This window comes from Burkholderia singularis, from assembly GCF_001718875.1.
Lineage (GTDB): Bacteria > Pseudomonadota > Gammaproteobacteria > Burkholderiales > Burkholderiaceae > Burkholderia > Burkholderia singularis.
The window spans coordinates 651262-663429 of record NZ_CP013449.1; the positions used below are offsets into that span (position 1 = coordinate 651262).

At 64.6% G+C, this 12168-nt stretch carries 8 protein-coding genes; 7 read left to right on the forward strand and 1 reads right to left on the reverse strand.

Features of this window, described 5'->3' with window-relative positions:
- The first annotated feature begins 435 nt into the window (after positions 1-435).
- A complete protein-coding gene (locus AQ611_RS18820) occupies positions 436-1143 on the forward strand; it encodes a response regulator (protein WP_059514733.1) in 708 nt (235 codons plus the stop codon).
- A gap of 20 nt (positions 1144-1163) precedes the next feature.
- Positions 1164-2285, forward strand: a complete 1122-nt coding sequence (locus AQ611_RS18825; RefSeq protein WP_069235655.1) for an ATP-binding protein — start codon at positions 1164-1166, stop codon at positions 2283-2285.
- A gap of 177 nt (positions 2286-2462) precedes the next feature.
- On the opposite strand, the gene AQ611_RS18830 is transcribed toward AQ611_RS18825, so the two are convergent.
- Positions 2463-4946, reverse strand: coding sequence for a patatin-like phospholipase family protein (locus AQ611_RS18830; protein WP_069235656.1), 2484 nt, complete (start codon positions 4944-4946; stop codon positions 2463-2465).
- Positions 4947-5203: 257 nt separating this feature from the next.
- Between AQ611_RS18830 and mreB the strand changes: the two genes are divergently transcribed.
- The 5 genes from mreB (at position 5204) to AQ611_RS18855 (ending at position 11952) form a co-directional block, all read left to right on the forward strand.
- Complete coding sequence (mreB, locus tag AQ611_RS18835; RefSeq protein ID WP_069235657.1) at positions 5204-6301, forward strand: rod shape-determining protein; 1098 nt, start codon at positions 5204-5206, stop codon at positions 6299-6301.
- 198 nt (positions 6302-6499) lie between these two features.
- Positions 6500-8767 carry an amylo-alpha-1,6-glucosidase gene (locus tag AQ611_RS18840; RefSeq protein ID WP_069236392.1) on the forward strand — a complete coding sequence of 756 codons (2268 nt, stop codon included), beginning with the start codon at positions 6500-6502 and terminating at the stop codon, positions 8765-8767.
- 277 nt (positions 8768-9044) lie between these two features.
- Complete coding sequence (locus AQ611_RS18845; RefSeq protein WP_059514721.1) at positions 9045-9308, forward strand: hypothetical protein; 264 nt, start codon at positions 9045-9047, stop codon at positions 9306-9308.
- 636 nt (positions 9309-9944) lie between these two features.
- On the forward strand, positions 9945-10424 hold the full coding sequence (locus tag AQ611_RS18850; protein ID WP_069235658.1) for a VOC family protein: 480 nt from the start codon (positions 9945-9947) through the stop codon (positions 10422-10424).
- A 1243-nt stretch (positions 10425-11667) separates the two neighbouring features.
- The gene (locus AQ611_RS18855) at positions 11668-11952 is read left to right on the forward strand and encodes a hypothetical protein (protein ID WP_069236393.1); all 285 of its coding nucleotides are present in this window, start codon (positions 11668-11670) and stop codon (positions 11950-11952) included.
- Positions 11953-12168 lie beyond the last annotated feature (216 nt).

The window sequence follows — 12168 nt, forward strand, 5'->3', positions numbered from 1 at the left end:
GAAGTGCGATATCGCGGGCGAATGGGTTGGCCGTAGCAGGCAGCCGCGCCGGCGGATAAGAATCGAACCGGCTATAAGGTTAATTGCCGCGGTGTTCGTTTAGTCGATTTGATGAATCGTGTTGCAAAAAAATAATAATGAAATTTGGTGTGCTGCCGGCGATGATCAAATGTTTTTCCGTATGATTTTGCTTCATTGTCAAGCTATATTCGTGAGAGACAACGGAGTATGCTTTGTTTTCGACAGCACTGATTCCCCAGCCCGTTGTAGGCAGCGTTTGGCGTAACGCCATTCAAACGGTAGCCGTGCTTTGCCGAGCAGCCGTACCGAGCCCGCGGGTGTCTTGGCAACACTTTCCGCGTTGCCCGATTGCCACCGTTCGGCGGCCCGCGTAAGCAGTATCATTCGGATTGTTTCAGAATCTTACAAAATCTCATGCCTTTCAGGATTCTTCTCGTCGAAGACGATAACCGTCTGTCCACGCTGATCGCAGGCTACCTGCGTAAAAACGATTACGTCGTCGACACCGTGTTGAACGGCAACGATGCCGTCGATGCGATCCTGAGCACGCGCCCGGATCTCGTGATTCTCGACGTGAATCTGCCCGGCAAGGACGGTTTCGAAATCTGTCGCGAGGCGCGCGAGTTTTACAGCGGGATCATCATCATGGTGACGGCCCGCGACGAGCCGTTCGACGAATTGCTCGGCCTCGAATTCGGCGCGGACGACTATGTGCATAAGCCGGTCGAGCCGCGCATCCTGCTGGCGCGGATCAAGGCGCAACTGCGCCGCGCGCCGGCGCGGCTGCCCGAAGGCGGGGTCCAGCCGGAACGCTATGCGTTCGGCAAGTTCACCATCGACCGTGCGAGCCGCACGGCCAGCCTGCCGGACGGCACGACGCCCGATTTGACGTCGGCGGAATTCGATCTGCTGTGGGTGCTGGTCTGCCATGCGGGCGAAGTCGTGAGTCGCGACGATTTGATGCTGCAATTGCGCGGCGTCGAGTTCGACGGGCTCGACCGGACCATCGACGGCCGGATCTCGAAGCTGCGGCGCAAGCTGAACGACGACGCGGGCAACCCGCAGCGGATCAAGACGATCCGCGGCAAGGGCTATCAGTTCAGCAAGAGCGCGTGGGAGTAGCCGTGCGTCGAAATCCGACGATGAACCCGAACCACGCGGCAGCGCCGCGGCTTTCGCCGCTTCGGTATTGCAAATGGCGCTGGCTGCATTTCCGCCGCTCGTGGACGGACACGCGCGCGGACCGGATTCCGAGCTGGTCGCGCCTGTATTTGCGCACCTATTTGCATCTCGCCGGCCTCGTGCTGCTGACGGTCGGCGTGACGGTCGCCGCGCTGTGCGCGGCGCTGACGCCGCGCACGCTCTGGCACGCGTTCGATGCGCTGCCGGGCGGCGAATGGCCGGTGATCGCGGCGGTGCTGGGTCTGCCCGCGTTCGCCGCCTATCGCTGGATGCGGCCGGTGTGGTCGGATCTCGTGATGGTGCGCGAGCGCGCGATCGATTTCACGGGCGGGCGCTTCAACACGCGGGCGCGCGAATCGCGCAGCGTGATCATCGGGCCGCTCGCGCGCACGCTCAACGCGCTCGCGATGCGCATGGAGCGCCTGATTGCCGCGCAGCGCGATCTGACGAACGGCATTTCGCACGAATTGCGCACGCCGCTCGCACGCGTGCGTTTCGCGCTCGAAAGCCTGCGCGAACCGGGGTCGGCGGCTGAATATGAGAACGCGATCGCGAGCATCGAGCAGGACGTGACCGAACTCGACGAATTGATCGACATGAGCCTGACCTACGCACGGCTCGAATACAGCTCGTTGCAGTCCAATCTCGAGCAAACCGCGCTGGTCGCATGGTTCGACAAGCAGATCGGCGATGCCGCGCTGTTGTATCCGGACAAGGTGATCGAATCGCGCATCGAACTGGGCAGGAACGTGCGCGTGAGGATGGATAAGCGGCTGATGTCGTATGCGGCGCGCAATCTGCTGCGTAACGCGAGCAAGTACGCGCACGCGCGCATCGTGGCCGGGCTGCGGATGCGCCACGGCAACATCGAGATCTATGTCGAGGACGACGGGCCGGGCGTGCCCGACGCGGAGCGCGAACGGATCTTCGATGCGTTCGTGCGGCTCGATCGCCATACGGCCGGCTACGGCCTTGGTCTTGCGATCACGCAGCAGGTGCTGCATGCGCACAACGGGCGTGTTGCCGTGGTCGATCCGGTCATTTTGTCCGGAGCGCGTTTCGAGATCAGTTGGCCGGTTTGAGCCGCCGTCTTTCGGGGCAAGCGCCGGGGAGCCGCCGGGCGTATCGTTTCGACGCGCACGGGCGGCCGCACGTAGTGCCGCGCATGGCCGGACGCCGGTCGCGCGTGGTTTCGCGCGGCGGCGCACGCATTGCGCCCGGCCCAGCCCGACCCGGCGGCAGCGCCGGATCGTGCGCCGTCAGTACGTCCGCCCGAGTTGCAGATACAGGTTGCGCCGCCCGCCCGGCGCGAGCGCGACGCCCATGTATACGGGGCCGAACGAAGTGGTCAAGCTGGTGAAGAACGTATAGCTCTGCTTCAGCGTGCTGCCGCCGATGCGCGCGCCGCCATTCCAGACATTGCCGAGTTCCGCGCTCGCGCCGACGAAAAGCGCTTTGACGGGCGACGCGTTGAACGTCATCAACTGATTCATATAGGTGACTTGCCCGTAGACGAGCGCGTCGCCCGTCAGTTGGTCCGCCGCGTAGGCGGACAGGTGCTGGAACCCGCCGAGCGTGAAGTTGAACATGTTGAGCAGGTTCTTGCCGCCGAAGATCTTGCCGCCTTCGATCGTCGCGCTGACGCTGTGGCGGCCGAGTTGCTGCGCGACCATCAGCTTGCCGTATACCTCGGTGTGCCGCGCGTCGGCGGCATTGTCGAAAAAGTCGCCTAGTGTGTCGCTGCTGCGCGTCGACAGCGAACGCTCCGCCCGGAATTCCGTGAAGTAGCCTCTGCGCGGGAACAGCGGATCGTCGAGCTGGTCGATCACGAGCCGCGCCCGCACGCTGAGCGCGTGGGCGGAGAGCCCCGGAAACAGGAACACGCGCGACGGGAAGAGGTCTCCCTCGTCGAGCGGCAGATTGTAGGTGGGCGCGCCCGTGCCGTGCGCATACGCCAGGCCGATGCGGAAATCGCCGAGGTGGCCGATCGGCCAGCCGACGTCGACGCCGACGCGCTGCGTCTGCAACCGGTACTGGGTGAACTTGACGTCGTCGTCGTACATGTTCACGAAGCGCCGCTGGTATTCCGCGTAGGGCGCGACATACAGGCCGGGACGGTTCAGCAGCGGCTGGCGCAGTTCGACGTGCGCCGATTGCAGATCGCTGCCGAGCGTCGTGTCGACGCGGAATTCGAGGCCGGACGGCGTCAGCCACGGACGGCGGTAGCCGATGTGCAGCCGGAAGCCGCCTTCGTCGCTCGAACTGCTCGACAGGCCGAGCCCGAACAGCAGGAAGTTCGGCCCCCAATATTTCTCGCGCGCGTCGATCACGAGGCGATGTTTGTCGCCGTCGCTGACCACCTGTTGGGTGACGCTGTCGAAATTGCCGCTGGTCGTCAGCGCAAGCAGATCCTGGCTGACCTGCTTCGGATCGTAAGTGTCGCCGGGTTTGATGTGCAGCGCGTCGCGCACGATCCGTGCCGGGACGGGGCCGTTGGTTTCGACGTCGATCGCCGTGATGCGGATCGGTTGCGGCGGCGGTTGCGTGTGCGCGGCGCGGTATGCCGCGTATTGTGAGGGCGACAGCGCATAGCGCTTCAGGCTGGGCAGTGCGTGGGTGGCGGCTGCCTCGCCGGCTGCGATCGCATCCTGCGCATTCTGGAAATCGGTGAAGCTGAGCTTGCCGAGCGCCGGTTCGAGCAGCACGTCGCCCGGCCGCAATTGCTTGCGCTGTCCGGCGAGGTTTTGCCGGATCAGGATGCCGACCATCTGCTGCATCACGTCGGCCGGCGACGCGAGCGAGTCGAGCGGCTTGAGCTGCGAGCCGATGTTGACCGCGATGACGACATTCGCGCCCATCTGCCGCGCAGTGTCGACCGGCAGGTTGCTGACGAGCCCGCCGTCGACGAGCGTGCGGCCGTCGATCTCGGCGGGGGAGAACAGGCCCGGCATCGCCATGCTGGCGCGGATCGCGAGCGGCAGTGAGCCGTGGTCAAGCTCGACCATCTCGCCCGTGCGCAGATCGGTCGCGATCGCGCGAAACGGAATCGGCAGTTGATCGAACGGCTGATTGGTCGGCACGGCCGCCGTCCAGGTCGATAGCAGCCCTTGCAGCCGGTTGCCCTGCACCAGCCCGACGGGCGCCTTGAAGCCTTTCTTGCTGAAACCGAGCGTCAGGCCATCGATATACAGCCGCTCGTCCTCGCGCCGTTTTTGCGGCAGATCCGAGCGCTCGGTGACGTCGAATGCGATGTCGGACAGATTGACCTGCGACAGCCGCCGCTGCATCTCGTCTGCGGTCATGCCGCTCGCGTACAGGCCGCCGACGACCGCGCCCATGCTGGTCGCCGCGATGCAGTCGACCGGAATGCGGTTTTCCTCGAGCACTTTCAGCACGCCGAGATGCGCATAGCCGCGCGCGCCGCCGCCGGACAGCACGAGGCCGATCGCCGGACGGCCGTCGGGGCCGCCATCGGCCGCGCAGGTCGCCGGCCCCGTGTGGCGGGCGGCGGCCGCCGCAGCGGCCGGCGCCGGCGTGGGTGAAGGGGACGCGGCAAGCGTCGCGGCCGGCTGCGCCATTGCCGGCGCGGCTGTATGGGCGGCAGCATCGGCGGGCGTGCCGGACGCATCGGCGGCCCGGGCGCGCGCGGGCCATCCCGCTGCGGCGCAGACGATCAACAGCGCGGCGACAAGGCCGGTGCAACAAGGAATGGGCCGGATGGAATCAGGCGTGGGCGCCGTCATTGTCTTGGCTATCGCTGAAGTGAACGGGATAGTCGGAATACCGGACCAGGGCCGGCGGAAGCGAGAGAGTACCGCTTTTGTCCATCTATCGCTAATCGGTCGAAGATATTCGATAAAAATCAGCGAAATTGCCTAAAGTATTTTTGCGTCCTGCCGCTAAGCGACTGAATGGATGGCGCGCGTCGCAGCGGATTGCGCTTGAGGCGCCTGCGGTTTGCCCGCATCGTCGTTTTACCGATTCGAATAGAGGCTTCACCATGGCGGCACCGTTTCTCGAAAGGCTCTTTGCGCACCAGGTCGCGGTTGATCCGGGCACGGCGAGCACGTTGATCTATGTCCGCAACCGCGGCGTCGTGCTCAATCAGCCGTCGGTCGTCTGTTTCAGCAAGCGCGGCGACGCGAGCGCGAAAGCGCGCGTGGAGGCGGTCGGCGAGCAGGCAAAAGCGCTGCTCGGCCGTTCGCCGAAGCATCTCGAGGCGGTCCGGCCGCTGCAGCACGGCGTCGTTGCGAACTACCACGCGGCTGAGCAGATGATGCGTCTGTTCGTCGGCATGTCCAATGCGCGCTCGATGTTCGGGCGACGCGTCGCGTTCACGCTCTGCGTGCCGTCGAATGCGACGGCGCTCGAACTGCGCGCGATCCGCGATGCAGCGCTCGCGGCCGGCGCGTCGCGGGTCAGCGTGATCAGCGAGCCGCTTGCGGCCGCGCTCGGCGCGGGGCTGCCGGTGTCGGCCGCGATCGGCTCGATGGTTGTCGACATCGGCGGCGGCACGACTGAGGTTGCGGTGATCGCGCTCGGCGGCATCGTGTATCGCGAGACGGTCCGCGTCGGCGGCGAGCAGTTCGACGCGGCGATCATCAACTACGTGCGCAACGTCTACGGTGTGCTGCTCGGCGAGCAGACGGCCGAGCACGTGAAAAAAACGATCGGCGCGGCCAGCGGCCGCGTGCCGCGCGTATCGATGCAGGCGGTGGGGCGCAGTGTCCGGGACGGCTTGCCGCGCACGATCGAGCTGAGCAACCATGACATCGCCGATGCGCTTGCGATGCCGTTGAATCAGGTGGTCAGCGCGGTGAAGGGCGCGCTTGAGAATGCGCCGCCCGAACTTGTCACCGATATCGCGGATCGCGGCATCGTGTTGACGGGCGGTGGCGCGCTGCTCGCGAATCTCGGCAAGCGGCTGTATGACGAGACGGGGCTCGTCGCGCGGGTGGCGGACGATCCGCTCACGTGCGCGGTTCGAGGCGCCGGCATCGCGATGATCGAGCGCGGCGGGTTCGACGTCGGCGCGCAGCAGATGAGGGTGCGATGGGGTTCGATGCGGCTGCTGGGGCGAAGCGGGGTATCGATTTGACCGCGGTGGCAGGCCGCCCCACGTTTCGGCGGCCGCGCGCAGGCCCGTCATCGACGAGCTTGGCCGCCAAGCCTCGCGGCGAGCCGGTAGGCCGATAGGCCAACGTGCGGCGCGAGGCTGCGCGCCGGGCGCATTCTGCCCTATGCTGTGCCAATCCTGTCGCGCACACCGCGCGTTGCACGCAGCATGGGAGTTTCGATGTCGACGACTGCAGATGATTCCTCCGTTCGCGGCCCGGCCGCCGCGCCCGCTTCCACATCCACGCTGACACATGCACCAGCAACGGCTTCGCCGGCGCCCGTGCCGTCGCCCGCCGTGGCGTTCGTCGCGCCCGAGCCCGACGTGCGCAAACCCGCGCGCGGCAGCCAGCACGTGCTGAAGGCGGGCAGCGCGTTCGTGGTCGGCGATGCGCTCGGCGACATCACGGGGCACGACGACGGCTTTTTCGTCGACGACATGCGTGTGCTGTCGCAATGGCGGCTCACCTTCGGCGGCCGCGCGCCATCGCTGCTGTCTGGGGCAACGAGCGCGGACAACGCGTCGTTTACCGCGCATCTGACGAACCGGCCGCTGCCGCCGCTCGGCGGCAGCGAGACGCCCGAAGGCGTGATCCACATCGAGCGGATGCGCGTGCTGGCCGGCAATGTGCTGCACGAGGCGCTTACGCTGACGAACTATGGAACGGCCGATGCCGAAGTGCCGCTGTCGATATCGTTCGGCGCGGACTTTCTCGACATGTTCGAAGTGCGCGGCACGCCGCGTGCGCGGCGTGGGGTGATCGCGCCGCCGCGAATCGACGCGGGCGGCGTCCAGTTGCGTTACGACGGGCTCGACGGCGTGTCGCGCTCGGTTTGCATCGGTTTGTCGCCGGCGCCCGCCCGCTTGTCGGTCGACCGCGCCGATTACGCGCTGAACATCGCCGCGCAAGCGTGCGTGTCGATCTATCTGAGCGTCGACGCACGCGTGGGCGAAGCCGCCGGCGCCGCGCCGCCGATTCCCGACACAGGCCGCGGCGCGCTGCGCGGCGCACTCGTCGGCGTGCACCGCGCGATGCGCGAGCGCCGCCGCGCGATGGCGCGGGTGCGCACCAGCAATCCGCTGTTCAACGCGTGGCTCGACCGTTCGCTGGCCGATCTCGGGTTGTTGACGACCCAACTCGACACCGGCCCCTATCCATATGCGGGCATTCCGTGGTTCTCGACGCCGTTCGGCCGCGATGCGGTGATCACGTCGCTACAGATGCTGTGGCTGCAACCCTCGCTTGCACGCGGCGTGCTGCGCTTTCTTGCCGCGCACCAGGCGCGCGAGACGTCGGCGTTTCGCGATGCCGAACCCGGCAAGATCATGCACGAGTTTCGCCGAAGCGAGATGGCGGCGACGGGCGAGGTGCCGTTCGCGCTGTATTACGGCGGTGTCGATACGACGCCGCTGTTCGTCGTGCTCGCGGGCGCCTACGTCGAGCAGACCGGCGACGATGCATTGATCGACGAGCTGTGGCCCGCGCTCGAACGGGCGACGCAATGGGTGATCGACGTATGTGACCGTAATCCGCGCGGACTGCTCGATTATCAGCGCACGTCGGAGCGCGGTCTCGCGAATCAGGGGTGGAAGGACAGCCACGATTCGGTATTTCACGCGGACGGCCGGTTTCCGGATGGGCCGATCGCGCTCGTCGAGGTGCAGGCGTATGCGTGCGCAGCGTTCGAAGCGATGGCCGAGTTTTCGCGCCGGCGGGGCCATGCGGCCGATACTGGGCGCTATGCGCTGCGCGCGAAGACGTTGCGCGAGCAGGTCGAGGCGTTGTTCTGGATGCCCGAGGCGGGCTTCTACGGGATCGCGGTCGATGGGCACGGCCAGCTCTGCCGCGTGCTTGCGTCGAACGCCGCCCATCTGCTCGCGTTCGGGCTGCCCGAGCAAAGCCGCGGCGAAGCGGTCGCGCGCGTGCTCGACTCGACGCTGTTCCAGACCGGCTGGGGCGTGCGCACGCTCGCGGCGGGGCAGCCGCGCTTCAATCCGATGGCGTATCACAACGGCTCGGTCTGGCCGCATGACAACGCGCTTGCCGCACGCGGTCTCGCGCGCTACGGCGACAAGCGCGCGGCGATCGAACTGCTGCGGGCGCTTTTCGAAGCGGCCGTGAGCTTCGACATGCGGCTGCCCGAACTGTTTTGCGGCTTCCCTCGCCAGCGCGGCGAGCCGCCGACTGCGTATCCGGTTGCGTGTCTGCCGCAAGCGTGGGCGGCAGGTGCGCCGTTCATGATGCTGCAGGCGTGCCTCGGCATTGGCGTCGACGCGGCGCGCGGCGAGGTGCGCATCGAGCGGCCGGCGTTGCCGGAGGGCGTCGACTGGCTGCGCATCGACGGCTTGCGCGTCGGTGACGATAACGTGTCGCTGACGTTCCGGCGCGTCGACGGGCAGGTGGTCGCGGTTGCCGACGGCGGCGCGCGGGTTGTCGCAGTGCTGTGATACGCGGGGATTTCGTCGAAATGCGCGCGGATTGCGCCGAATCGAGGCGGCGCGCGTTGCGCACCATACAATGGGATCGCGGTGCCGAAGTTCGGGCGGTTGGATATCCGCGATGTTGACGGGCAGCGTTGGCTAGCCGCTCGAACGCCGGGTCAACCGATGCTGCGCGCCGGTGATCGAACACCGCAGCGTGACGCGCGCCGATTAACCGCCCGGCGCTGGCCGATGGGAGTGCAGGCGCGCCGAGTGCAACAAACCGTATGGCGAGGTATTCACGATGACGAACGACAAACCCGGCAACACGCGTTCGCAAGGCGAGCAGCCGAAGCTCGAACAACTCGAGGCGGCGGTCGATCATCTGCACGAGTCGATTCAATCGCAAAGCATCGCGCTCGGTGCGGCCAAGGGCATCTTGTTCAGCCTGATCGAGACGCTTGGCGCGCTCGTCGGCGATCCCGATTTGCCCGAGCACGCTCGCTCCGGCTATGAAGCGTTGCGCAACAAGGCGAGCGAGCTGACGGCGAACCTCGACAAGCATTGACGCAGTGTGTCGAATGCCGGGTACGCGGCGGCGCGCGGGATCGCCGCCGCGCCGCGTTGCCCGTGGATTGCCGCGACGCGGAAACCGTCGTGGTTTCAACGGTTTGGCGCTTGCATGCGCAGGATATCCACATGTTTGTCGACAGAAACTGTGGAAAACCGGCCGGGCAGATTGCGTCGCGCCCCCGTCTATCCGGTAAGCGCGGCAATGCGTATGGGGCGGTACTCTTTATGGGTCGGTACTCTTCACTCCTCCGCTGCGGCGTTTTTTTGCGCTGACCATGGGAGCTGAGATTCGGTGCGGACCAGTATCCGATTCGACAACCGGTCTTTACCGTGCATCGGGTATCGGCGCGATGCTCGCGGTTTCGACGTTGAGCGGCGTATCGATCATGCTGCCGAGCGTTGCGCGTGGTTTCGCTGGCTACATTCGGGCGCAAGAGGGCTCATCGAGTTGAGCCGCCGTAGTGATCGCGCGGCGGCGCGCAGGACGATTGTTCCTGCTTTGGCCGTCGAAGCTAAAAAATGTCGTGGCTTGTGTCGATTTCGGACGAGCTGGTTCGTCGTGGTGATAGAGCGCCCACACGTGGCGCGCTCGAATCGTCCGATTAATTACCCATAGTCCAGGAGCCGCACCATGTCCGCTGCAGTCAAACCGATCCCCGAAGGGATGCACTCGCTGACCCCCCATCTGATTTGCGACGGCGCTGCCGCCGCGATCGAGTTTTACAAGAAGGCGTTCGGCGCCGTCGAACTCAGCCGGCTGCCTTCGCCGCACGAGCCTGGCCGGCTGATGCATGCATCGGTCAGGATCGGCGATTCGACGCTGATGCTTGTCGACGAAATGGCCAATTGCGGCGCGCTCGGGCCAATCGCGCTGAAAGGCTCGCCGGTATTCATCCATCTGTACGTGCCCGACGTCGACGAGACGATCGCGCGTGCGGTCGAAGCCGGTGCGAAGCTGACGATGCCGGCCACCGATATGTTCTGGGGCGATCGCTATGGGCAACTGGACGATCCGTTCGGCCATCGCTGGTCCGTGGGGACTCATAAGCAGGATCTGACACCGGAACAGATTCGTGAAGCGATGCAGAAGGCGATACCGCCTGCGCGGTAAGCGCGTCGTGGTCGTTTCCCGATGACGGATAGGCGGCGTGCGGGACAGGCGCCGTTTTCATCGGAGGAGTGCGATGAGCACGGAAGTGCTACGGCCGCCTTTCCTAGTGGGGTCGCGTATCGACAAGGCCGCTGCGTCCGCGCGCGGCTGGCTGCGCGAACAGCGGCGAGAACCGTCCGAACGATATGTCCGTGTGGCTATACCTCGATGCCATACTCTGCATGGGCGGTACGGCGACGTGACTCACAATGAATGAAGAATGCGCCTAGGCGTGTGCCCGGGCGTTCGTGCGAAGCGTTCCCCGCCGTGCGTCGAGATAGCCGCGTGCGCGCGCTGCCGCGTTTCTGATGCCCTCCCGAAAAAGCGAGTCCGATCAACGTGTTGGCCGGCACATGCCCAGGATGTCCACAGGCTTGCCAACAAAAATTGTGGAAAAAGCGCAGGACGGCGGCCAGGGCGGTGTGTGGCGTGATGAACGGCCGGGCGGGCGTGCGCCGGCTGCCGCGCGCCTGATACGATGGAAAAAATATCGCCGGATCAATGGGTTGAGTGGTGGATGCTCAGGATGTCCACAAGTTTGCTCACAAAAATTGTGGACAAGACGGGGAAGAGCCCTCGCGAAATCGCGGCGTCGAACGTCGGCGTGCCGTTTATCTGGCGCATTGCCGAAATTACTGTTGCATCAAGGAGTTGATCGATCGATGCTCAGGATGTCCACAAGCTTGCCAACAAAAATTGTGGAAAAGCGGATTCGTCAACGAAACGGGCCTGACGATGCGTGACGGCTTGCGTTGCGGCGAACGTCGCGTTGTGGGCGGCCCGCTTACCGGCGTGTCAATGAACTCCCTGAAGTGAAGATTTCCTCGCCGTCCGGATTTCCCGCCGCGTGGCCGGCTCGCATGGCCGTCACGCTATCGACGGCACTCCCGGCTTATTCGGCAAAGTCGTTCTCCCGGATTAATAAGATTGAATGGCTTTTGCTAAATCCATCGCCACCTTTCTAATTGGAAGATTATCAAAAATTTATAAAAAGTAGTTTCTTCATATCTTCTGAATATAATGGATATATCTTCTGTCGTTGTCATCGCTTCAAAAACAAAAAGCAGAATCCATTAGACGCGTAATCACATTTTGATTCACCGATACGCGGGCTGCGAGATTGGCCGACGGCGATGAGGTCTAGGCCGATAATCTGGCCAGATGGGGCATCTGGCATATATATCACCCTATAGGAATGCTGAACATGCAAGAACTCAACATGCAGGAAGTGGAGGCTGTTTCCGGTGCGGGTTTGCTCGGCGGGGTCCTCGGTGCTCTCAGCGGTTTAGTCAATGGTGCGTGGGGCGGCGGATTGACGCTTGCTCAGCAGGGCGGCTGGATTGCCGGCCAGGACGGCGGCGCCGGTGTGCTGGCTCCGGTGACGTCGCTGGTCGGCGGCGTGCTGGGCTACCCTACCGGTCTGGTGGTGGGCGGGCTTGCCGGAGCCGTCAACGGGCTTATCTCCGGTTTTACCAACTCGGGTTTGTAATCGCGGCGCTAAAATAAAAATTGATCGGGCGGCTTGTTGGCTGCCCGTTTTTTACTACCGAGATTTTATGAGAAATGGGGAAAGACGGAGGGCGGGAATTTTTTGCAAATGCCTGGCTTCTGTGCCTTCCCCATTTTTATTTATCGAAAAATTCCCGCCGAGTTTCTGTCGAGCCGATCATTGAATCGAATAGATGGCGAAATTGCCGCGTGCATG

Coding starts and splice junctions, on each gene's coding strand:
- AQ611_RS18820 (WP_059514733.1), top strand. CDS start 436: ATGCCTTTCAGGATTCTTCTCGTCGAAGACGATAACCGTCTGTCCACG.
- AQ611_RS18825 (WP_069235655.1), top strand. CDS start 1,164: ATGAACCCGAACCACGCGGCAGCGCCGCGGCTTTCGCCGCTTCGGTAT.
- AQ611_RS18830 (WP_069235656.1), bottom strand. CDS start 4,946: ATGACGGCGCCCACGCCTGATTCCATCCGGCCCATTCCTTGTTGCACC.
- mreB (WP_069235657.1), top strand. CDS start 5,204: ATGGCGGCACCGTTTCTCGAAAGGCTCTTTGCGCACCAGGTCGCGGTT.
- AQ611_RS18840 (WP_069236392.1), top strand. CDS start 6,500: ATGTCGACGACTGCAGATGATTCCTCCGTTCGCGGCCCGGCCGCCGCG.
- AQ611_RS18845 (WP_059514721.1), top strand. CDS start 9,045: ATGACGAACGACAAACCCGGCAACACGCGTTCGCAAGGCGAGCAGCCG.
- AQ611_RS18850 (WP_069235658.1), top strand. CDS start 9,945: ATGTCCGCTGCAGTCAAACCGATCCCCGAAGGGATGCACTCGCTGACC.
- AQ611_RS18855 (WP_069236393.1), top strand. CDS start 11,668: ATGCAAGAACTCAACATGCAGGAAGTGGAGGCTGTTTCCGGTGCGGGT.